Raw genomic sequence first — 21866 nt, 5'->3', positions numbered from 1 at the left:
TATGTTCATTGAAACTACAAGTAAAGATATGTTAAAAATACGATCAATGTGTAAGATTTTTCTACTCAGTTGCTTGTACAAACAAAAATGGGAAGGGTCATTGAATGGACGATAAATTCCAAAATCTAAAAGTCATGGTGATTGATGATTCAAAAACCATTCGCCGTACAGCTGAAACACTTCTGCAGCGTGAAGGTTGTGAAGTGGTTACCGCAGTTGATGGATTTGAAGCTTTATCCAAAATTGCAGAATCAAATCCAGATATCGTATTCGTAGATATTATGATGCCACGCCTAGATGGTTACCAAACGTGTGCCTTAATTAAAAACTCGCAAAACTACCAAAACATTCCTGTCATTATGCTATCAAGTAAAGATGGTTTATTTGACCAAGCTAAAGGACGTGTCGTGGGTTCTGATGAGTATCTGACTAAACCATTTAGTAAAGATGAATTATTAAACGCCATTCGTAACCACGTGACCGCATAATTATTAGTTAGTTAGATTTATTGGGGAAAATAATGGCTCGTATTCTTATTGTAGATGATTCACCTACAGAAACATTCCGCTTTAGAGAAATCTTGACCAAGCATGGTTTTGAAGTCATTGAAGCAGCGAATGGTGCAGATGGCGTGACCATGGCGCAAGCTGAATTACCAGATTTAGTATTAATGGATGTGGTTATGCCAGGCGTGAATGGCTTTCAGGCAACACGTCAAATTTCGCGTGGTGACACCACCAAACACATTCCAATTGTAATTGTGAGTACCAAAGATCAGGCAACTGATCGTGTTTGGGGAAAACGCCAAGGTGCAAGCGATTACTTAACTAAGCCTGTTGACGAAAAACAATTAATTGATGTGATTAATCAACACCTTAATGCAGGATAAGCTATGGCTGCAAATGGTTTTATTGAATTGCTTCGGTTATCTAAACGTGGAAACAAAAACTACGTTAGTACCGAAAATGAGGTAAACCGCTGGTCAGGCATTGCTTTTGAGATGATGGGGCAATATTTCGTTGCTCCATTAGGAGAAGTTTCTGAGGTTATTTATCCACCGAAATATACGCCAGTGCCAAATACCCAACCTTGGGTAGTAGGTTTAGCGAATATTCGCGGAAGATTACTTTCAGTTTCAGATTTGGCACATTATGTTTCTGGGCAAAGCAGCCAATATTCACCTACTCAAAAAGTAATGTGTATTAGTCATAATGACCATTATGTCGGTTTAGTTGTAGATCAAGTTTTGGGTATACAGCACTTTAATAAGAAAAGTTTCTTTTCTAAACACAATGATTTAGATAGTAATTTACAAGAATATTGTCAGGGGTATTTTCACCAACATAACCAACAATGGCATGTTTTCTTATTTAGTCGTTTATTGCAAAACCCAAAATACATGAACGCATCTATAAAATTTATAAATTAACTGTCGCGCACCTAAAAAATGAAGGCGTCAATCGGGGAGAAGCTGCATGGGCTTTAAACTTAAAAAGAAAAATTCAGGCGAAGAAACCGTCCGTAAAGCAAGTGGTCCAGGTTTTTTTGCAAAATTACAGGCGCGAACAGAAGAGTTTGCGAGTGTATTTGGCGAAACAGAAAAATCTAAGCCACTTATTTTAGGCGCAGCTTTTTGTATCATCTTATCGCTTTTCCTGTTGTTATACCTTTTTTATAGCGTGCCGCGTAATAACGATTTTACCCGTAGTTTGGGTGATTTACGTCTGTTGTCACAAACCATTTCACGTCAAGCAACCGAAGCGACTGCATCAGGTACGCCTGAATCTATTAAAAACTTAACAGATTCACAAAAAGCCTTTGCTGCTCACTTAGAAACAGTGAAGGATATTCATGCCAGCACAGATACACTGCGTGAAGTGGAAACACAGTGGAAATCGGTTTCTGAAAATATTGATTTGATTGCTTCGCAACAAAAAATCATTAACCAACTCTATGACACCAACATTGCAATTGGTGAAACCATTCCGGGTATTCAGGCTGAATATAACTTGATGGTTGACCAAATGGCACGTCAAGACATGCCAAGTAGCCAGGTGGTTATTGCAAAGAACCAAGTATTCATTGCAGAACGTATTTTACGTTCAATCAGTTCTGTATTAACAGGTACAGACAGTTCACGTGAATCTGCAGATGACTTTAGTGCCGATACCGAAACGTTTGGTGCTTACTTGGCAGCACAGTTAAATGGTAGTGCGGAACTTGGTGTACAACGTATTACTCAAGAAGATTTACGTAGTTCATTAGAAGGTATTCAAGCAGAATATGAAGATGTATTGAAATCTGCTGCTGCAACAGTTTTAAATAACTCAACACAAATTGTAAAAGTACGTCAGGCATCATCTTCTATTTTCGATCAGTCAGATAAACTTTTAACCAATTTAAATAAATTGTCTAGCAGTTCAGGTTGGTCTATTGCAATTCCTGCAATTGGCTTAATTGCAGCATTACTTGCGTTCTTATTCTGTGTATTCAAACTCTTAAGCTTACGTGGTGAAGCCGATAAAGCTCGCGTGGTTCGTCTACAAGATGAATATGACCGTAACCAGAACGCGATTTTACGTTTACTCGATGAGATCGCCGACCTTGCAGATGGTGACTTACGTTCATACGCAACAGTATCGGAAGACTTCACGGGTGCAATTGCCGACTCGATTAACTTCGCAATTGACCAATTACGTGACCTTGTATCGCGTATTCACGAAACATCGCACGAAGTTGCACAATATACGGCAACCACACAGAACATTACCAACCAGCTTGCTGAAGCATCTGAGCATCAGGCGCAAGAAATTGCAGGTGCATCTGCCGCAATTAACGAAATGGCAATATCGATTGACCAAGTATCTGCCAACGCTGAAGAATCAGCAGCGGTAGCAGAACGTTCAGTACATATTGCATCGAATGGTGCAGACGTTGTAAACCGTTCAATTGAAGGTATGGATATCATTCGTGAGCAGATTCAAGAAACCTCTAAACGTATTAAGCGTTTGGGTGAATCTTCACAAGAGATTGGTAACATCGTTGCCTTGATTAACGATATTGCCGACCAAACTAACATCTTGGCATTAAACGCAGCAATTCAGGCGTCTATGGCGGGTGAAGCAGGTCGTGGTTTCGCAGTCGTAGCCGACGAGGTACAGCGTCTAGCGGAACGTTCAGCATCTGCAACCAAGCAGATTGAAACACTGGTTAAAACCATTCAGACCGATACCAACGAAGCCGTAATTTCGATGGAACAAACCACATCAGAAGTTGTGCGTGGTGCGAACTTATCTAAAGATGCGGGTGTTGCACTGGATGAGATTCAAACGGTATCGACCAACCTTGCGAAATTGATTTCTAACATTTCGGATGCTGCAAAACTTCAGTCTGCTTCTGCAGGTCACATTGCAACCACGATGAACGTTGTACAGGAAATTACCTCGCAAACGACCAGTGCAACTTTCGATACTGCACGTTCGGTATCTGAGTTGGCCAACATGGCAGAATCATTACGTGAATCTGTAACTGACTTTAAACTACCTGAATAAGCGGGATTCCAGCTTGGGGAAAGGTGTACCTATACACAGTTATGGGTACACCATCATTCAGAGATAAAGCATCGCAAAGATGAACTTAACTTTTGGGTTAGGGGCATTCAGGATGGTTACAATTAAGTTGAAGTGCCTTTTGGTGCTGAAAACGTAAGAAGCCTTAGCTATGAAAGAAATATTAAAAAATTTAGTCGAAACAATGACGCTTCCTGAAGATAGTTATCTTGAGCAAGATGCGGAAATTCTTGAAATTTTTGTCGAAGAAATTGAAGAAATCTTCGAAGAATTAAATCCATTATTTACTACTTGGTTTGCTAACCCAACAGATCAAGAAACTTTAGTGACTATTCGTCGTCACTTTCACACTTTAAAAGGCTCGGGTCGCATGGTGGGTGCGAAGTCTGCGGGCGAATTGGCATGGACGGTTGAAGATACTTTAAACCGTGTGCTTTCGGGTGCGGTAACACTCAATACTGATATTCAAAAATACGCAAAAACTGTTTTAAATATTTATCAATACAAGCTTTATCCAATTTTTAAGCAAGTCGGTTTAATTGATCTTGATTTACGCCCATTGGTGCTTTTAGGACAACAATTACAGCAAAACCAAAGTCCTGAACCTGCATTGGAAGAGTTGCTGGTTTTAGCAGATCAACTGACTGCCACTGATATGCCGACAGGACTAGAATTGACGGATGCTGCAGTTGAAACAGCAGCTGTCGCAGCAGTTGAATCATCAGAAGATGTAATGACTGCTGAAGAAATGCCGCAGACAGAAGTTGCACAAGAAGCGGCTGCTGATGCGAGTCTATTGGCTGAAACTCTGGCTATTTTTGTAGAAGAAGCTGAAGAGCATTTAGCGACCATTGATCAGTTCTTGGCACAAGATCAGATTTACTCACAAGACTATAATGGCTTAATCCGTGCATTACATACACTGCGCGGCAGTTCGTCTATGGCGCAAATTGATCAAGTTTTTCAAGCCAGTTCTAAAGTTGAAAACTTGTTTAAAGCGTTTGTACAAGATGAAATTGAATCTACATCAAAAGAAACTGCGCTGTTGGTGCAATATGCAGAATTTGTCCGGGATTATCTGCATGTACTTCGTCAAGGTCACTGTGATGGTTTAGATGTAATCTATGCAACTTTTAATAAAGCATGGGATAGCTACGGCTTTAGCACCAGCGATACAGAAGACTCTAATCCTCAAGGTTTAGTATCGAAGCTAATCGAACTGAATATTGATCGTTTACTTGATGCCGAATTTGAATTTGATAAATTGGCGCAAGCGCAATTCCCAAGCTATTTAGAAGAACTCAGCGCACAAGCGCAATTGTTGGTAGAGCATACCGATAACCGTGCGTCTGTGGGTATTCATCAATTTACTGAAGAACTTAAAGCTGCTTACGACAGTGTTTTAGCCAAACCAATTCTGCTTAACTCTGAATATGGTTATGAGTTATTTGCACAGGCACACCAAGAGTTTATTCATTTATTCGATACCTTGGCTGCGGGACAGCGTGTTACGGTTACAGAAGACATTCAGAAAACCTTAAATGACTTAACTGCATTTGTGCAGCAAGACATTGATGCAATTGCACTTGAAGATGCTGAAACATCAGTGAGCGACAATGCTGTAGAAACAACAGTTGTTGCAGAACCTGAAGCGGTGCCTGCTGCAGTTGCTAGCGAAAATTCGGGCACAGTGAATTTGGCGCAATTGTCACAACGTATTGCATCAGATCAACAAAACATGCATGCCGATGATGCCAACAAAGACTTCGATCCTGACTTGCTGGATATCTTCTTGGAAGAAGCAGAAGAGCTTTTGGTGGGTATGGATGAAGATGTTAATACTTGGTCAAAAGACGCCAGCGATACTTCGGCTTTAAACAACTTAATGCGTTATTTGCACACTTTAAAAGGTGGTGCAAATATGATTTCTGCGACGCATATTGGTTTAATTGCACACAACCTTGAGTCGATTTACGAGCGTATCATTAACAACCAAATTGTTGTTTCACCTGCGTTAATTCAAATTATTCGTTTGGTGCAAGATGATATTGCAGACCGTATTCAGACCATTCGTGATGAGCGTGTGGACTATGCTGCGCCAGAGTCGATTGCAATTTTAGGCAACATTGTTAGCTTGGCACAAGGCGATGCAGATGTGTCAGTTGCAAGTGCGACAACCGCAGCGCAGCCTGAACAGACTATTGAGGCAGTAGAAGAGGTTGATGCACAGCCTGAGTTGGCGGTAAAAGCGTTGCAAGATACAACTGCAGATTTAGCTGAAGATGACGCAGTTATTGCTGATGATGCACATTTTGAAGACGCTGCTGCTACGGCATTTGAGCCGATCACAGAAACTGTAAGTCTTGAAGCAAGTGCTGAATCTGAAGATGAGCAATTACATTCAATTGTGGTTGAGACTTTCAGAGAAGAAGCGGAAGAAATTTTGGATGCTGCAGATCAGCGCTTGAAACAATGGTTTGAACAGCGTAGTGACCGAAGTATCTTGCTTCAATTACAACGTGCGGCGCACAGCTTAAAAGGCGGTGCACGTATGGCTGAAATTGAGTCTGTTGCGCAAATCGCCTATCAACTTGAAAGTGCCTTTGAACAGTTTGCTGTGCATCAATTTAACTCAAATGTTTATGATGCTTTATTGCAAACCACGTTGGCGTGGTTGCGTGATGCAATCTTCAAAGCAGATTACAGCAATTATGACAGCTTAAAATCTAGCTTGTCGGCGATGCAGTTTGTAGATGTATCTGCGCAATTGCCCGAGCGTTTAACGCATACCGACTTGTTATCGCCAAGCCGTAGTTATGAGTTTGTTCAGGGTGATGGTACAGAGCCACCTGCAATGTCGGGTGAGTGGGGCGAAACCACACAGCTGGATAATAGCAATGAGATGATTCGTATCTCTGCCGATTTAGTCGAGAAGATGATTGACTTGTCAGGCGAGAACTCGATTAACCGTTCACGTATTGAAATGGAGCTTGGGCAACTAGGCGGTACGTTGAATGAGATGGAATTGGCGATTAAACGTCTTGCCGATCAGTTACGCCGAATGGAAGGCGAGCTGGAATCGCAAATTATTGCCAAGCATGGTTCTGAAAACTCACGTTATGCAGACTTTGACCCATTAGAGATGGACCAATATTCATCGTTGAATCAGTTGTCTAAATCTCTGGCGGAATCTGCATCGGACTTGGTGGACTTTAAGAGCACCTTGGCTGAAAAAATTCGTGATGCCGAAGGTTTGTTATTACAACAATCACGTATTCAGGCTGAAATTCAAGAAAGCTTGATGCGTACACGCCTTGTACCATTCTCACGTTTATTGCCACGTTTACAACGTATTGTGCGTCAGACTTCATCGACCTTAAACCGTCCGACAGAACTGGTGGTTTATAACACTGAAGGTGAATTAGACCGTACCATTCTAGAGCGTTTGGTGACACCGTTTGAACACATGCTGCGCAACGCGGTCGACCATGGGATTGAAGACCCTGCACAACGTGCTGCAGCCAATAAACCTGAAGTTGGTAAAATTGAACTGAACATTACTCGCCAAGGCACAGATGTTATGGTGACTTTTGTGGATGATGGTAAGGGTATTGATGATGCTAAGATTAAAGAAAAAGCATTGAGCTTAGGTTTAATCAAAGCCGATCAGAATTTAGATAAAAATGAAATTCTGCAATACATTTTCCACCCAGGCTTTACAACAGCACAATCGGTTACACAAATTTCAGGTCGTGGCGTTGGTTTAGACGTGGTGCAAAGTGAGATTAAGGCGCTCGGCGGTCACGTTTCTGTAGATTCAACATTAGGTCAAGGCACAACCTTTAGTATTCGTGTACCAACGACGGTTGCGGTATCCGATGCCTTAATGGTTAAAGTTGGTGATCAACAATTTGCTGTACCGTTGGCGCAAATTGACCGTATTGTACGTATTGCACCAACCACTTTGGAATCTTACTTCAACAGCAATGAAGATTTCTTCCAAATTGACAACCAGAACTACAAGTTACGTTACTTATCTGAGTTCGTTGGCAATCAGCCATTACCGCGTTTAAGCCATGTGGGTCATTCACTACCTGTTCTGTTAATTAAAGGCAGCACAGGTCAAACCATTGCTTTACTAGTCGATCAGTTGATTGGTTCGCGTGGTCAAATTGTTGTGAAACCAATTGGACAACAGTTCTCAAGCATTGGTGCAATTGCAGGCGCAACTATTTTGGGTGATGGTCAAGTTTGTTTGATTTTGGATGGTCAGAACATTGCCCGTCAAATTCTTGCAACGCAACGTACTAAACAAGCCAGCGATCAACGTGATAGCCAACGTCGTGATACACGCCGCTTAATTATGATTGTGGATGACTCAGTCACCGTACGTAAAGTAACTTCACGTATGCTTGAGCGTCAAGGTTATGACATCGTGACTGCCAAAGATGGTGTCGATGCCATGGAGCAGCTTGAAAACGTCAAACCTGACTTGATGTTACTGGATATTGAAATGCCACGTATGGATGGTTTTGAGGTGACTAACCTTGTACGCCACCACGACATGCATAGCAATCTGCCGATCATCATGATTACGTCACGTACAGGTGAAAAACACCGCGAACGAGCGTTTAGCTTGGGTGTGACGCACTACATGGGTAAACCGTTCCAAGAGGCAGAATTGCTTGCCAATATTGAACAATTATTAGCAGTTAGTCAGGGGTAAACGATGAGTCAGACGAATAGTCCAAATTTACTCGGGCAAATCAGTCAGCAAGAGCTGCAACATTTAATTACCGTATCTACCGGTTTTATTGATGCTTATATTGTTGAATGTCATGGTAAACAACCAATGCTGATACCTCAAAATATTGTGTTGTCAGCGCTGGATAACGCCACTCAAGTTAAAACTGTGGAATGGCACGAATCGCAATTGCCTGTTTATGCGGTCAATGACCCAGAGAAAAAAATGGGCGTGGCACTGGTTATTGAAGGCGATGAAATGGAGCAGCGTTTTGCTTTGATGTGCAATGAAATGCCTAAAACCCTGCGCTTGCGTATTTCTGAAGTGGTAGATGATGACCAGCAAACCACGACTGATCCTGCGGTATTCCAATATGTCCGTATGGGTGAGCAGGTCTTTCATGTGCCTAATTTGAAATACATTCAAGAAAATTTGACGATCTAAACGCAATTTTCTCCGTTGTAAAATAGAAAAGGAACTCAAATAGAGTTCCTTTTCTGCTTCATGCAACTAATCTTATTGGATTTAAGTTAGTAATCCTTCCAAAATCTGTTCATAAATTTCTGCCAATGGCTCTAAATCAGCCACATCAACATGCTCGTTAATTTGGTGAATGGTGGCATTGAGTACGCCTAACTCCAACACTTGTGCACCTGTCGGCGCAATAAAGCGACCATCAGATGTACCGCCACTGGTCGATAATTCTGTTTCAACACCTGTGACATTGCGAATGGCTTGACGTGCAGCATTAACCAATTCGCCCACAGGGGTTAAAAATGGCAAACCTGAAAGCGTCCACTCGATTTCATAATCCACTTGATGGCGATCTAAAATTTCCAAGACACGTGCTTTTAGCTCATCTGCAGTCACTTCAGTCGAATAACGGAAGTTAAAGGTCACCGTCATGTTACCTGGGACAACATTGGTCGCACCTGTTCCTGCTTGAATATTTGAAATTTGAAATGAGGTGGCAGGGAAGTATTCATTGCCATGATCCCACACCGTTTCACACAGTTCCGAAATCGCTTTAGACGCGGTATGAATCGGGTTAATTGCCAAGTGTGGATAAGCCACATGACCTTGTTTGCCTTTTACAGTCAAGACTCCATTCAGTGAACCACGACGCCCATTTTTAATAATATCGCCAAGTTTATGCGTACTTGAAGGTTCACCGACCAAACACCAAGTCATTTTTTCCTGACGAGCTTCCAACGTTTCTACAACTTTTACGGTGCCGTTAATGGATGGGCCTTCTTCATCTGAGGTGATTAAAAAGGCAATTGAGCCTTTGTGGTCAGGATGTTTGGCGACAAAGCGTTCAGAGGCAACGACCATGGCTGCCAATGCTGTTTTCATGTCGGCACTGCCACGACCATAAAGTTTGCCATCACGAATTTCAGGTACAAATGGATCGGTATTCCATGCGTCTAAATTGCCTGTCGGTACAACATCTGTATGACCTGCAAAGCAAAAGACAGGTGCTTCTGTACCTTTACGCGCCCAGAGGTTATCTACATCGTCAAAACGCATAGATTCAATCTTAAATCCAATTTTTTCTAAGCGTTCTGCCATGAGGTTTTGACAGTTGTGATCGACAGGAGTGACAGACGGTTGGCGTAAAAGCTGAAGGCTTAAATCCAGAGTAGCAGAAGAGGTCATGAGAGTTTCAGACGTTTATCAAGAGTAAGTGCTAATAATAGGGGAATAATGCAACAAAAGTGAAATTTTAGCGTGAAAAAACCTTGTCCGAGAACAAGGTTTTTTGTAGTTTTTGTGAAGATATTCCTGAAATACTCAGAATTATTTGCGAATTTCTTGTTGGGTTTTTTCAGCAGTATTACTCACCGCATGACCTGCAGAAGATACGTCTTCGCCCACGCCTTTAATTGTATTACAACCCGTTAAAACAAAGGCTAATAGTAGTGAAGTCGCTAGAATTTTTTTCATGATCATCTCCAATATGTTCTAGATAGATTATTTTGATGTGTTTTTTAGCTTAGGAAATAAACAGAATAATAAATAGGCAACTTTTATGGTGCTTACGTAATAAAATGTTGAAACAGTTATTCAGCGTGTTAAAGGGGGATAGCTAATCAGCGGTGCAGCACGATACATATAAAATTGTGAATGTGCCGCCCGATAATACAAGCCATCTCCCCACCATTGATTCGGTAGGCTACTGGCTTGAGCATTTTGACAAATCCATTCATGACGTTGTAGGCGATAAAACCGTTCTGCTTGGGCAGGAATATCACTCCCCCAAAGACCTAAACGACGAGCGCGATTAATCCAGTGTGGCGTAAGTGTTGTAGATGATTGTGCCAAGTGATGTATGGCGAAATACAATTGTCCTTTGAGTACAGCAAAACGGCGTTGAATCGGCACATCCAAGGCTTGCTTAAATTGAAATTGCTTTTGACTAAAATGATTCAGTTTACGCGCCAAAGTATCGGAGCGGTTTAAACCATACCAGTGTGCCAAAGAGCAATCTGCTTCGGCTAAATAGTATTTTAATGCGACTTCCCAATGTTCAACCTGCTGTGTGTCATGGTTGTGCAGTAAAAAATCCAGTTCACCCACAGTTTTAGCGCCATCAATAATTTGAATACTGTGTCCCAATAATTCGAAGGGATGATAATCACGATCACGCAGCCAAAACCACATCAGCATTTCAAAGCGTAAGCCTAAACGGGTGCTTTTCAGTTGATTTAAAAAGTCGTACACTGCTTCTGGATGTGAATCTAAATAGGCTAAACGTGATTGATAAGCGTGATAATGCTGCTGCCAAAAAGTATCTGAATGGAATTCAAAAGCATGTTGAATGGGCAATTGCTCAGGCACAGCACATAAAATATTCGGACTTGCCACACTAAAAGCCAACTGACGGATAAGCGGGGTTTTGTAGGTCAGCCATACTTCGGGCAGAAGCTCGGGTTGATGCAACTCAATCATTATGAATCCATGCTGAAAAATGCAGAATTACAACGGAAAATTAAAAAACGCTTTATACTACCGCAATTCGTAGTTTAGGACAGTGGTATGCAAAGCTTGTTATGGCGAAGTTTAGTGGTGATCTTTGTCATCCTCGGCTTTATTGGTGCATTGTTGCCGGGTATGCCTACTACTGTTTTCTTGATTTTAGCAGCTTGGGCATCGTCACGCGGTTGGCCGCAAATGGACAACTGGTTACTGAATCATCCTAAATATGGCAGTACACTCAGAGATTGGCGCGCCAATGGTACTGTACCGCGTAAAGCCAAATGGTTTGCAACGATCATGATGAGTATTAGTGCCGTGATCATGCTGTTTACAACTGCGCCCGTTGCGGTCAAAATTTTTACCAATACCACCATGTTGGTGGTGTGTATTTGGTTGTGGTTACGTCCTGAGCCACAGCCGCCCACGCAAGAAGAAGAATAGGGTAGCGCAATGTCTTTTTTATACACACAAGCAGATATTTTGATTGATTTAGCCGAGCAAACTTTATATTTGCCGAAGCATCAGAAACTCTACGTCATCTCGAGTGGTGTGAATGGCATTGGTGAAACTGAAAATAGTGGTAAAACACCACGTGGCTGGCATGAAGTCGCTTTAAAGTTTGGTGAAAATGAACCTGAAAATGCAGTGTTCATTGCACGTCAACCGACAGGGGAAATTTACAATTTAGATTTAGCTGAACAATTTCCTGAACGAGACTGGATTTTAAGCCGCATTTTATGGCTCAGTGGTTTGCAAGAAGGTTTTAATCAAGGCATCGGCTGCGATACTTTTCAGCGTTATATTTATATACATGGCACACCAGATACAGAGCCGATGGGAATTCCTGCATCGCATGGCTGTATTCGGATGCGTAACCACGATATTTTAGAATTGTTTGAACTGATTCCAGAAAAAGCCTTGGTTTATATTTCTGAACACAAGCTAGATTTAAATAGCTTAGGGTTGCTTGGTTGATGGTGCGAGTCAATTGAATAAAGTTGTATTCATCGCAACATAAAAAACAAATACATTGAGCAGGTAGAGTGCAACGCTAACAAGTTGAAAAGCACATTAATTTTGCTTGAAAACTAAAATAACTTGCAGAATTTGTTTGTTTTTATAGCGGATCACCTATTTTTTAATCACTCAGTCACAAAAAACTGAAAACAAGCCGAAAAGCGTTTGACAGGCGGTAAAGATTCTCTATAATGCACCTCACAAACGATAAAGACGTTAAGGGCGCTTAGCTCAGTTGGTAGAGCGTCTGCCTTACAAGCAGAATGTCGGCGGTTCGATCCCGTCAGCGCCCACCAAGCCTTTACGTTATAGATTCTTACGTGCAGCGGTAGTTCAGTTGGTTAGAATACCGGCCTGTCACGCCGGGGGTCGCGGGTTCGAGCCCCGTCCGCTGCGCCACTTAAGATTCTTTAACCATTGTTTGTACCACAATAGTGACTTTGTGTAAGTGCAGCGGTAGTTCAGTTGGTTAGAATACCGGCCTGTCACGCCGGGGGTCGCGGGTTCGAGCCCCGTCCGCTGCGCCATTTACATAAAATTGCTTTTGAGGGCGCTTAGCTCAGTTGGTAGAGCGTCTGCCTTACAAGCAGAATGTCGGCGGTTCGATCCCGTCAGCGCCCACCAGATTCTTTTGCGATGCAGCGGTAGTTCAGTTGGTTAGAATACCGGCCTGTCACGCCGGGGGTCGCGGGTTCGAGCCCCGTCCGCTGCGCCATTCAAAAGAAAAGTTTAGGTTGCCTGATAGACTTAAACTGAAATGATGCAAAGTTTGACAGTTTTGCAAAATCAGAACAAAATATTGTTTTGATCTTATCAGGGCGCTTAGCTCAGTTGGTAGAGCGTCTGCCTTACAAGCAGAATGTCGGCGGTTCGATCCCGTCAGCGCCCACCATATTTTAGTATTTATGCTTGGCATACATACAAAAAAGACCTTAATTGCTTACGCAATTACCGTTGCAGCGGTAGTTCAGTTGGTTAGAATACCGGCCTGTCACGCCGGGGGTCGCGGGTTCGAGCCCCGTCCGCTGCGCCATTTTTCATTCCCTGATGTGAAAAATGTATTTCAAAGTTCAAGACGACGTTCTTTGCTTGTCTTGCATCATAAAAAATAACGATGTTATTTTTTAATCTTCAGGGCGCTTAGCTCAGTTGGTAGAGCGTCTGCCTTACAAGCAGAATGTCGGCGGTTCGATCCCGTCAGCGCCCACCATATCCTTTCATCCTCCTTTATCTTATATTTCTTGCGTATTGCACTAAATTCGCCTAGAATTTTTATTTAATAATAATACTAATATCCGTGACTTATGCGAAATCCTTATCAACGTAAAGCTGCATCTAAGCAAGCAACGCAAACTTATAATGCACAAGATATTTACAAGCAATTTATTGAAACCATTGTGTCTCAGGGGCATGTTTTTGCATTGTATGAAGATGGCTGGGCGCTCTGTGCCACGCCTACAGGGCAACGTGCTTTTGCAATGTGGCAAAATAAAAGTCTGGCAAAACTGTTAATTAAAGACAATTGGGCCAATTATCAAGTCGAAGAAATTTCACTGAAAGATTTTATTGAAAAAGTGATTCCATTTTTACGTCAGGAAGCCACCAATATTTCGATGAATCTAAGCCCAGAAGGGCAGAATGTATTGGTTGCCCCTGAAAAGTTATTGCTTGATCTAAAAAATTATTTGTATCAGGTGTATATGCAAAAACCTGAATTTTTTAAAGATATGCAAATTCCTTTACCACGCTCGATACGTTTGAATTAAGCGATCTGCTTGCTAGATTTTATTTTTAATACTCATTCAGCAGCCAACCACTGATATAAGCAAAATACTCGCGTAACCATGCGTTATAGCGGGTATAGAGTGGTGTCGTTGCACTGAGCATGCTGAACTGTGTGTATCCTTGTCGTTTGGCAATGGCTGCTGCACGTGGTGTGTGAAAGTCGCTGGTGACAATTATAATCGGTTGGGTTTTATCTGTGCCTAATGTATGCAGCAAGGGCTGACTGTTTTTCAAATTAAGTGCCGTACTGGTGCTTTGGGTTTCCAAGATAATGTGTGATGCTGCAATTGCATAACGTTGTTGCAAATAATTAGACATCACCTGTGCTTCAGTGAGTTGTTCCGCAAATGCAGGGCCACCACTAACAATGAAATAACTTTGAGGATGCTCCAAGGCATACGCGGCTGCAGTATCCAGTCGTTTGGCGAGCGTGGGCGATGGTTGTCCATTTTCAATGCCACTGCCGAGTACAATCACCACTTTAGCATTGTTGGTTACAGTATTTTGCTGCTGTGTACTGAAATGAATATAAGTAAAAAAGATCAGCAGGCTGATGCACCACAGCCAAAATACGCCCCAACCGAATTTCCACAGCCAATCTAAGCGTGTATGTTGTTTTAAGTAGCTTTGAATCCAAGTATAGAAAATGGCATAACACAGCAGCATCATGCCTATTAAAACAGGTAAAACGGTGCCGAAATGAATTTTCTTTAAGCTGATGAGATAGGCACCATCCAATACTAAAATTAATCCAATTAGGCTACTCAATATTCTTTTAAATAGACTAAATTGTGTTTGTACGTGACTTGCTTGCATGCCTTGCATAATTTTATTGTACTGTGATGCTGTACAAACAGTATAGCCGAAGCTGCTGAAAAATTTTGCCTCAACTGAATTATGTTTCGGCTGAGGCTATGGATAAAACTTGGGTGAATTGCCAAGTTTTAGCTATAGAGCTACAGCGCAAGCCATTTAAAAAGTGTCAACAAATCCTAATACACATCTCGGCGATAACGTCCTTGCTGACGTAATTGTTCCAGTTGAGTCTCACCCAAAATATCTTTTAAGGCTTGGTCGACATCACTGGCCATGCCTTGAATGCTACCGCAGACATAAATCACGGCATTTTGTTCAATCCAGCGTTTTAATTCTTCAGCCTGTTCGCGTAACTTATGGTGTACATAGACTTTTTCGGCTTGATCACGGGAAAAGGCCAAATCAAGGCGTTGTAGCATACCTGTGCTTTGCCAAGCCTCGATGGTGTGCTGATAAAAGTAATCGTGCGCTTGCTGACGTTCACCAAAAAACAACCAGTTTTGGGTGTAATTCAGGCGGGTACGTGCATGCAATAAGCTCATTAATCCTGCAAGCCCTGTACCGTTGCCAATACAAATAATTGGGCGGTCATCATCAATTAAATGGAAAGATGGATTATTGCGAATGCGTAATGCGATATTTTGCCCAAGTGCAGCATGTGCAGTTAACCAACCTGAACCTAAGCCAAGCTCGCCTTGAGCATCGAATTTTTGACGCACCACAAGTCTTAAAACCTGTTGTGAAGGAATACTGGCAATTGAATATTCACGACTAGGCAAGGGTGAAAGTTGTGCCAATAATTCATCCGCAGTTTTAAATGTCTGAATTGGCGCGGTGAGGTCTTTATCTGCCAAAGCCTGTACTAAGGTTTGCTGACCATCAGCAAGAATTGTATTGGCATCGAGTTGATGCTGTTTTAAAAAGGCGTGAATCCGTGCAGTGCTGTTTTCAGGCTGAATTTCTGCAATATCACCTGCAGACCAATGCACATCATGTTGTGCTAACAGTTCAATATTGAAGGCGGGTGCGCCTAAACTGTTGGGATTTAGCAAGTCACGTTGCTGTAAGGTCCATGTATCAAAAGTTTTTTCGATATGCATACTTGGTAAGTCAAGTTGTGTGACCTGTACCAAAGCCTGATTCCAACGCTGTATGTCTGCAGGATTGGCATTATTTACTTCAATGGTATTGAACAAGGCATGTGCTTGATTACGTTGCAACCATGCAGCAATCGTATGTCCAAAACGGCAGTAATGATCTGCATATTCACGTGAACCTAAAGCCAGTACTGCATAACGCAAATGACTCAGGTCACAGGTTTGCGGTAGGATTTTTTTCACAAAACTTGAGGTCAAATCGGGTGCATCACCTGTGCCATAAGTGCTAGCAATACATAACAGTTGGGTGGTGTTTTTAAGATCTTCAAGGCTGAGATGTTGCAGGGCTTTGACTGTGACAGGCTGATGTGCTTCTTGCAGACTAGTAGCGGTGCGCCATGCCAATTGTTCGGCAGTACCTGTTTGGCTGGCATAGACAATGAGCCAGTGTGCAGCATTTGGGTCGATCTGAAATTGAGTCTGGTTTTGACGTGCAGCAAGAGTCAAACGCTTTTGTTTACGACGTTTTAAATACAGCATCCAACCTGTGACGAAAAACAGCGGCATCATCAATGCAGAAAGCATTGCCAAAAATTGATAAACAGGCCCAAAGAAACTACCGCGATGCACAGGCAGCATACTGCTCATGATTTTTTCATTAAGCCGTTTGTCTACATATAATTCAAGTTGAGTAATACGTGCTTGTTGATAATCAAAAGTTGCCCTATTGCGGGCACGTTCATGTTGTGGAATGACATCGACAAAGTTAATTTCAATTTCACTATTGGCGTGTTTAGGCACATTAAAAGTGATACTGGAATAATCCTGCCCCAATTGCTGCGGGAAATGTTGCCATGCCTTCGTCAATGCCAGATTGATTTGTGCCTGATCCAGCGTATTCTGCTTGGCTGGTTTTGTAGTGTTTGCGCGGCGTCCTGCAGTTTGTGTTTGCGCAGCCTGATGAGGTGCTTGAGCATTTGAATTTACAGGTTTGTTGCGTCCATCTGCTTGCAATTGCGCTTGTGGTCTTTCCACACCCATGACTTTAAACATGCCATTGCGCCACCACTCATACGACCAATATAGCCCTGTGCATGCCAAAACTAGATAGAAAATCACCACCCATGTACCTACTACGGCATGTAAATCCCAAATAAAATTACGTCCTTTTAATTGAGGTTTGAGCGCAAACCATTGTTTAAATGAATGGCGTTTCGGCCAGCGTAGGTAAATGCCACTTAACACAAAGAACAACAACATGAGGGTACATGCGGCTGTAATTTGTTTACCAATAGGCCCTACGGTTAAGTTGCGGTGTAATTGCTGAATAAACTGGAAAAATTCACGTCCCCGAATGTCAGGCAACACTGCTGCCGAGTAAGGATTAATCAGGATATTTTGTCCACGTTTTGCACCTTCTTTCGCAATATTGATGGTTGAAGATGCAGCCGGGTCTTTTGCAACGGTAATGCTATTAATTTTATAGTCAGGTTGGGTACGCTGAAAATGTTGATAAATTTCTGCAGGGCTTAGTTTGGCTTTCTGCTCAACTTGTACCTGATAACTGTTCGGATTCATCCATTTTAGAATTTCTTGTTCGTAGGAATAAATCGCACCTGTCACGCCCATGAGTGACAAGATCAGTCCTGCAGTAATACCAAGGAACCAGTGAATTTGGAAAAAGGCTTTCTTCAGCATAAGCGTTGGTTGTTGAGTATGAATTGTGATGCAGAATAATGCAGAGATGAAGTTAATGCAAATGCTATTTATTCTCATTATCGTTCATTGTTTTAATTTTAAGCAAAAAAAACCTCCATCACAGGGGATAGAGGTTTATTTTTAAATAGGGATATTTAGATTTGCTTGGCTTCGCCTGCAGCTTCAGTCAAATGCTTGCGAATGGTGTTGAACGAAAAGTTCTTGCTGTCCATACGCTTAGGCAGAATATAAGCACCTTGCTGACCTTTTACTTTGAAGTTCATCAAGATAAACTCAGGGGTATTGTACCATTCATACACATCTTTCCAGCCAATTGCACCCACGCCTTCTTGAGCGCCCATTTGCTGACGCATCACGATACCGTGCGGCTGTACGCCTAAACGAATCCCTTTAATTTCTTGAACAGGAAATTCATTCATTTTTCGCTTAACGTACCATTCCAAGCCGTATTTACGCACCAGCAGGTAGAGCACCACACAGACAATGGCAACCCAGCAGAAAATTGTCGAATAATTTTTTAATAGCAGAATGCCTAAAATGGAAAGGGCAACAATCACACCCATAATAATCCATGCTTTCATGCCAATTTTATTGGTACTGCGCCAAATTACCAGTTGTGCGTGACGTTGTTCTTCTTCAGAAACTTCGTAGATCACAGGCTGTAGGGTATAGGCGTATAAACTTTTCGCGGTCATAGTGAAACTAACAAATTTAAAACTATAAAAAGTTTAGCATTAATTGCTGTCATGCAGTGAGTATATTGTCGCAAAATCATGCTAAGGTCGGTGAATACTTGTGCAGCTTAGGGCGAATAAGTAGGCACTGACCGTTTGCAGGATTGTTTATAAAGACGCCAGTTCAGTTGCGTCCTGATCATGTTCGTGGCTTAAACTTTGTTTTAAGCGACTTAATTGTTGCAAGATACTCATCATCAAAGATAATTGCTGCAAAATAATTAATGATTTTTGATCTTCTTCTTTGTTTTGGCTTAAACGCTGACGAATGGTTTGCAACATGTTGTGTGCACTTAAATCTGGCGTTTCATCTTTCAGTAAAGCACCTTGAATATCGTCCATTGCTTGATCGAGCAGTTGCAAGACTTCCTGATCGTCAATTTTGTCACGATGCGCACCAAGTGCAGCAATATAGCTAATAAAGGTGTGATTTAGACACAAGAACTCAAAGGCTTGAGCTTTTTGATTGGGGTCAAAATCAGGTTCGGTGGCGAGTGTTGAAATCAGTGAAGCAACTTCTGCATCGGTATTATGAGCAGCACGGCGCACGACACGATAATTCAAACCGTTGTTGCGTCCATTTTTATATTGTTCAATCACTTCTGCCAAATAGCCACATTGCGCGGTGAGTGAGCGGCGAATCGTGCGTGATAAACGACGGAATTTCCAATCGGGGAAGATAAAACTCACGCCAAACCATGCTAGCGCACAACCAATTAAGGTATCGACCATACGTGGCACAGCTGCGGCATAGCCCAAACCTTCTAGGTTAAAATTCATCAGCGCCAAAATGGTCATAAAGGCAGTGGCTTGTGCATATTGTTTACTGCGCAATTCAAAGAACAACATGCCACTAATCACTAAAACCAGTAATTGCCCTTCAACGGACGGTACAAAATATAAAATGGTGTAGCCGACTACAATCCCTGCCAACGTCCCAATAATACGCAAACGTAAACGCCGTTTGGTGGTGTTAAAGTTAGGCTGCATCACAAACAGGGCGGTCAGTAAAATCCAGTAGCCATATTGAATGTTGGTGACTTGCACAAAAATATAGCCAATCAACAGCACAATCGACAAACGAATGGCGTGGCGGAACAAAACCGATTCGGGGGTTAAATGCTGCTTAATCCGAATGACAATATCATCCCAACTTTTTAAGTCGTCATCTTTCAGTTGTTGTTCAATATGTTTTGATTTATCCAGTTTAATATTGCGTTCGGTTTCAAGGTTACGCAATTGAGCATCAATAGATTTCAGGTTTTGGTATAGGGCAAACAATGCATTAATCCAGACTTGGTCATATTGCTGTTCACTGCGCAGTTTTTCTAAAGACTGTTTAAGATTTTCAAAAGCATGTTTAAAACGCTTGTTATGCACATAAGGTTTACGGTGCAAAATGCTTTCGCTTAAATCTTTACAGGCTTTGCCCTGAATCGACAAAATGCGTTGGAAGCGAAATAAAATATCGCTGTGCTGAAATATTTTCGCCAGTTTTTGATAATCAATATGTGCAGAGTCGGCACGTTCGTGAATGTCTTGTGCGACAAAATAATATTGTAAGCTGCGTCGGGTATCTTTTTGCCCACGGTCGCCTTTTAAACGGGTCAGTAAAGCGGTTTTTAAGTCGTTAAAAATCGCAATTAATTTGCCATTTTCAAGTGATAAATCAATGATACTTTGTTGATAACTCGGTGCAGTCATATCCACATCAAATAGATTTGATTTGGCAAATAAAAAATCACCCAAAGAAGAATAACTGAGTGAAAGTTTGTCTTGTAAGGCACGAACAGGGAACAGTAAAAAGCTGATGGTCGAAATTAAGCCGTACCAAATTGCGCCCGAAACCAAAAGCAGCGGCTGCATGTACCAGTCATCAAATAGGTTGACGCCAAGCATGGAATAGACCGATACTACCAAACAGCCATAAGAAATGGTGGCATAACGTCGTCCGAGCGAACCGAGCAAAATTAAGACAATACACGACAGGATTAAGCCTGTAGCAAATAAAATAGGATGCGGAAATAAAAACTGAATTGATGTGGCGGTAACAAAGAAACCAATATAAGTATAGAGCTGATTGACAATACGCACCGAAAAACGGTCATCAATATCACTCAAACCTGCGGCAAGCACACCTAAAGTTAAAGGAATAGTGGCAAGCTGCATCCCCATAAAATAGGGAACAAAAGCAGTTCCCGCAAATGCAATGAGCATGCGGATGTTATACATAAATGTGGTGTTATAGGTCGCTTGTTTGAGCTTTATCAGCCAAGGTTTCAACATCATTCCTTTAAGTAAACTTTTCTGTCTAAACAGAGATTTATGCTGCAAGATGAAGGTTTGCGTACATTGTAACTGTAGATGAGATGTTTAGAGTACCTAATATGTGAAAATTCATCTTTGATCACAACAAATCATACTATGGAGCGTGTAAGCTTGTCTGTACATCTGTCATTTCATCATAAAATATGAGCATATCGAAAACGCTGCCAAGTTCAAGCAGTACGCCACCATCTAGGCAACAACCCAACATGCGGCAATATTCGACTGCGTGGATTTTATTGTTGGCGTTATTGACTTCGCTTGGGCCTTTATCGATTGATATGTATTTGCCTGCCTTGCCCGTTATGGCAAGCGAGTTTGGCGTATCGACCCAAATGGTCGCAAACAGTTTGCCTGCCTACTTTTTAGGTTTGGCATTGGGTCAACTGATTTACGGGCCGCTGAGTGATCGGATTGGACGTAAGCCGCCTTTATATTTTGGCTTGGCACTATTTTCACTCGCCAGTATGTTGTGTGTGTTTGCACAAAATGAATGGGTACTGATTGCTGCACGTATTTTGCAGGCTTTGGGTGGCTGTGTGGGTGTGGTAATTGCACGAGCAGCTATTCGTGATCGCTTGGATTTGCAAACATCCGCTCAAGCTTTTTCGAGTATGATGATTGTGATGACCATTGCGCCCATTATTGCACCTACGCTGGGGGCATGGGTACTTAGATGGATGAATTGGCAAGCTATTTTTGTAGTGCTGACCTGCGTTGGAATTATTTGCTGTTTATGTGTGCACTTCTTTTTTAAAGAAACTTTGGCGAAAGAGCGTCGTTTAAATTTGAACTTTCAGCAAGTCCTGACCTTATATTTTGCCATTTTAAAAGATCGTGATTTTCGTTTTCCAATGCTGGCAGGCTGTCTGACTGGTGGGGCATTGTTTTGCTATATCAGCGGTTCAAGTGCGCTCATGATGGATCAATATGGCTTGAGTGAAACAGCTTTTGCTCTGTACACGACAAATTTCACAGAACCCTTATCCTATCAGGATTCTGCTTTCTTAAAATTGCCAAAATTTCCTTAAACTCTTCTTTTTTCCCAAAACCAATTAAACGCTGAATCGCCATTTGAACA

16 protein-coding genes, 8 tRNA genes and 1 pseudogene are annotated in these 21866 nt (G+C 41.9%); 18 read left to right on the top strand and 7 right to left on the bottom strand.

Annotation, left to right across the window (positions count from 1 at the left end):
- The first annotated feature begins 104 nt into the window (after positions 1-104).
- The 6 genes from pilG to FTU98_RS02170 all read left to right on the top strand — a co-directional run bounded on the left by pilG (position 105) and on the right by FTU98_RS02170 (position 8757).
- Positions 105-488 carry a twitching motility response regulator PilG gene (gene pilG, locus FTU98_RS02195; protein ID WP_004975524.1) on the top strand — a complete coding sequence of 128 codons (384 nt, stop codon included), beginning with the start codon at positions 105-107 and terminating at the stop codon, positions 486-488.
- Between the two features lie 32 nt (positions 489-520).
- A complete protein-coding gene (locus tag FTU98_RS02190; protein WP_004975526.1) occupies positions 521-889 on the top strand; it encodes a PleD family two-component system response regulator in 369 nt (122 codons plus the stop codon).
- Positions 890-892: 3 nt separating this feature from the next.
- Positions 893-1429, top strand: a complete 537-nt coding sequence (locus FTU98_RS02185; protein WP_004975527.1) for a chemotaxis protein CheW — start codon at positions 893-895, stop codon at positions 1427-1429.
- A 46-nt stretch (positions 1430-1475) separates the two neighbouring features.
- Positions 1476-3551, top strand: a complete 2076-nt coding sequence (locus FTU98_RS02180; RefSeq protein ID WP_180050244.1) for a methyl-accepting chemotaxis protein — start codon at positions 1476-1478, stop codon at positions 3549-3551.
- Positions 3552-3720: 169 nt separating this feature from the next.
- On the top strand, positions 3721-8295 hold the full coding sequence (locus FTU98_RS02175) for an Hpt domain-containing protein (RefSeq protein WP_180050241.1): 4575 nt from the start codon (positions 3721-3723) through the stop codon (positions 8293-8295).
- Between the two features lie 3 nt (positions 8296-8298).
- Positions 8299-8757: a hypothetical protein gene (locus tag FTU98_RS02170; protein ID WP_179989384.1), complete on the top strand. Its 459-nt coding sequence runs from the start codon at positions 8299-8301 to the stop codon at positions 8755-8757.
- An 81-nt stretch (positions 8758-8838) separates the two neighbouring features.
- Here FTU98_RS02170 and dapE read toward each other — a convergent pair whose 3' ends face one another.
- The 3 genes from dapE to FTU98_RS02155 form a co-directional block, all read right to left on the bottom strand.
- Complete coding sequence (dapE, locus tag FTU98_RS02165) at positions 8839-9972, bottom strand: succinyl-diaminopimelate desuccinylase (RefSeq protein ID WP_004968259.1); 1134 nt, start codon at positions 9970-9972, stop codon at positions 8839-8841.
- A 141-nt stretch (positions 9973-10113) separates the two neighbouring features.
- Positions 10114-10260, bottom strand: coding sequence for an entericidin A/B family lipoprotein (locus tag FTU98_RS02160; protein ID WP_096901466.1), 147 nt, complete (start codon positions 10258-10260; stop codon positions 10114-10116).
- Between the two features lie 120 nt (positions 10261-10380).
- On the bottom strand, positions 10381-11265 hold the full coding sequence (locus FTU98_RS02155) for a DUF1853 family protein (RefSeq protein WP_180050238.1): 885 nt from the start codon (positions 11263-11265) through the stop codon (positions 10381-10383).
- Positions 11266-11352: 87 nt separating this feature from the next.
- On the opposite strand from FTU98_RS02155, the gene FTU98_RS02150 reads away from it, so the two are divergent.
- From FTU98_RS02150 to FTU98_RS02100, 11 genes are all read left to right on the top strand, one after another.
- Positions 11353-11733: a YbaN family protein gene (locus FTU98_RS02150; protein ID WP_104852333.1), complete on the top strand. Its 381-nt coding sequence runs from the start codon at positions 11353-11355 to the stop codon at positions 11731-11733.
- A 9-nt stretch (positions 11734-11742) separates the two neighbouring features.
- Positions 11743-12267, top strand: a complete 525-nt coding sequence (elsL, locus tag FTU98_RS02145; RefSeq protein ID WP_131261501.1) for a cell wall-recycling L,D-carboxypeptidase ElsL — start codon at positions 11743-11745, stop codon at positions 12265-12267.
- Positions 12268-12529: 262 nt separating this feature from the next.
- Positions 12530-12605, top strand: a tRNA-Val gene (locus FTU98_RS02140).
- Between the two features lie 26 nt (positions 12606-12631).
- Positions 12632-12708, top strand: a tRNA-Asp gene (locus FTU98_RS02135).
- Between the two features lie 51 nt (positions 12709-12759).
- Positions 12760-12836: transfer RNA gene (locus tag FTU98_RS02130), tRNA-Asp, on the top strand.
- A 21-nt stretch (positions 12837-12857) separates the two neighbouring features.
- Positions 12858-12933, top strand: a tRNA-Val gene (locus tag FTU98_RS02125).
- A 14-nt stretch (positions 12934-12947) separates the two neighbouring features.
- A tRNA-Asp gene (locus FTU98_RS02120) sits at positions 12948-13024 on the top strand.
- A gap of 101 nt (positions 13025-13125) precedes the next feature.
- Positions 13126-13201 (top strand) — tRNA-Val (locus FTU98_RS02115).
- A 64-nt stretch (positions 13202-13265) separates the two neighbouring features.
- A tRNA-Asp gene (locus FTU98_RS02110) sits at positions 13266-13342 on the top strand.
- A gap of 101 nt (positions 13343-13443) precedes the next feature.
- Positions 13444-13519 (top strand) — tRNA-Val (locus FTU98_RS02105).
- A gap of 94 nt (positions 13520-13613) precedes the next feature.
- On the top strand, positions 13614-14075 hold the full coding sequence (locus FTU98_RS02100; RefSeq protein WP_004977378.1) for a DUF2750 domain-containing protein: 462 nt from the start codon (positions 13614-13616) through the stop codon (positions 14073-14075).
- Positions 14076-14100: 25 nt separating this feature from the next.
- On the opposite strand, the gene FTU98_RS02095 is transcribed toward FTU98_RS02100, so the two are convergent.
- The 4 genes from FTU98_RS02095 to yccS form a co-directional block, all read right to left on the bottom strand.
- The gene (locus FTU98_RS02095; RefSeq protein ID WP_131261500.1) at positions 14101-14919 is read right to left on the bottom strand and encodes a YdcF family protein; all 819 of its coding nucleotides are present in this window, start codon (positions 14917-14919) and stop codon (positions 14101-14103) included.
- Positions 14920-15086: 167 nt separating this feature from the next.
- A complete protein-coding gene (locus FTU98_RS02090) occupies positions 15087-17705 on the bottom strand; it encodes a sulfite reductase flavoprotein subunit alpha (RefSeq protein ID WP_180050235.1) in 2619 nt (872 codons plus the stop codon).
- Positions 17706-17860: 155 nt separating this feature from the next.
- Positions 17861-18421, bottom strand: coding sequence for a YcxB family protein (locus tag FTU98_RS02085; RefSeq protein WP_004977388.1), 561 nt, complete (start codon positions 18419-18421; stop codon positions 17861-17863).
- A 147-nt stretch (positions 18422-18568) separates the two neighbouring features.
- Positions 18569-20743 carry a YccS family putative transporter gene (yccS, locus tag FTU98_RS02080; RefSeq protein ID WP_131261543.1) on the bottom strand — a complete coding sequence of 725 codons (2175 nt, stop codon included), beginning with the start codon at positions 20741-20743 and terminating at the stop codon, positions 18569-18571.
- A gap of 251 nt (positions 20744-20994) precedes the next feature.
- Between yccS and FTU98_RS02075 the strand changes: the two are divergent.
- Positions 20995-21741 (top strand): annotated as a pseudogene (locus FTU98_RS02075) (multidrug effflux MFS transporter); the annotation flags it as partial.
- Positions 21742-21866: the final 125 nt, after the last annotated feature.

Origin of the sequence: Acinetobacter sp. YH12211, from assembly GCF_013418015.1 — a bacterium.
Classification (GTDB): Bacteria; Pseudomonadota; Gammaproteobacteria; order Pseudomonadales; family Moraxellaceae; genus Acinetobacter; species Acinetobacter towneri.
This window is presented reverse-complemented; position numbering and strand designations above follow the sequence as displayed.

Excerpts from the sequence above, each read along its gene's own strand:
- FTU98_RS02170 (WP_179989384.1), top strand. The coding sequence starts at position 8,299 with ATGAGTCAGACGAATAGTCCAAATTTACTCGGGCAAATCAGTCAGCAA.
- FTU98_RS02090 (WP_180050235.1), bottom strand. The coding sequence starts at position 17,705 with ATGCTGAAGAAAGCCTTTTTCCAAATTCACTGGTTCCTTGGTATTACT.
- FTU98_RS02155 (WP_180050238.1), bottom strand. The coding sequence starts at position 11,265 with ATGATTGAGTTGCATCAACCCGAGCTTCTGCCCGAAGTATGGCTGACC.
- elsL (WP_131261501.1), top strand. The coding sequence starts at position 11,743 with ATGTCTTTTTTATACACACAAGCAGATATTTTGATTGATTTAGCCGAG.
- FTU98_RS02085 (WP_004977388.1), bottom strand. The coding sequence starts at position 18,421 with ATGACCGCGAAAAGTTTATACGCCTATACCCTACAGCCTGTGATCTAC.
- FTU98_RS02160 (WP_096901466.1), bottom strand. The coding sequence starts at position 10,260 with ATGAAAAAAATTCTAGCGACTTCACTACTATTAGCCTTTGTTTTAACG.
- FTU98_RS02180 (WP_180050244.1), top strand. The coding sequence starts at position 1,476 with ATGGGCTTTAAACTTAAAAAGAAAAATTCAGGCGAAGAAACCGTCCGT.
- FTU98_RS02175 (WP_180050241.1), top strand. The coding sequence starts at position 3,721 with ATGAAAGAAATATTAAAAAATTTAGTCGAAACAATGACGCTTCCTGAA.
- pilG (WP_004975524.1), top strand. The coding sequence starts at position 105 with ATGGACGATAAATTCCAAAATCTAAAAGTCATGGTGATTGATGATTCA.
- FTU98_RS02095 (WP_131261500.1), bottom strand. The coding sequence starts at position 14,919 with ATGCAAGGCATGCAAGCAAGTCACGTACAAACACAATTTAGTCTATTT.
- dapE (WP_004968259.1), bottom strand. The coding sequence starts at position 9,972 with ATGACCTCTTCTGCTACTCTGGATTTAAGCCTTCAGCTTTTACGCCAA.
- FTU98_RS02150 (WP_104852333.1), top strand. The coding sequence starts at position 11,353 with ATGCAAAGCTTGTTATGGCGAAGTTTAGTGGTGATCTTTGTCATCCTC.
- FTU98_RS02185 (WP_004975527.1), top strand. The coding sequence starts at position 893 with ATGGCTGCAAATGGTTTTATTGAATTGCTTCGGTTATCTAAACGTGGA.
- FTU98_RS02100 (WP_004977378.1), top strand. The coding sequence starts at position 13,614 with ATGCGAAATCCTTATCAACGTAAAGCTGCATCTAAGCAAGCAACGCAA.
- FTU98_RS02190 (WP_004975526.1), top strand. The coding sequence starts at position 521 with ATGGCTCGTATTCTTATTGTAGATGATTCACCTACAGAAACATTCCGC.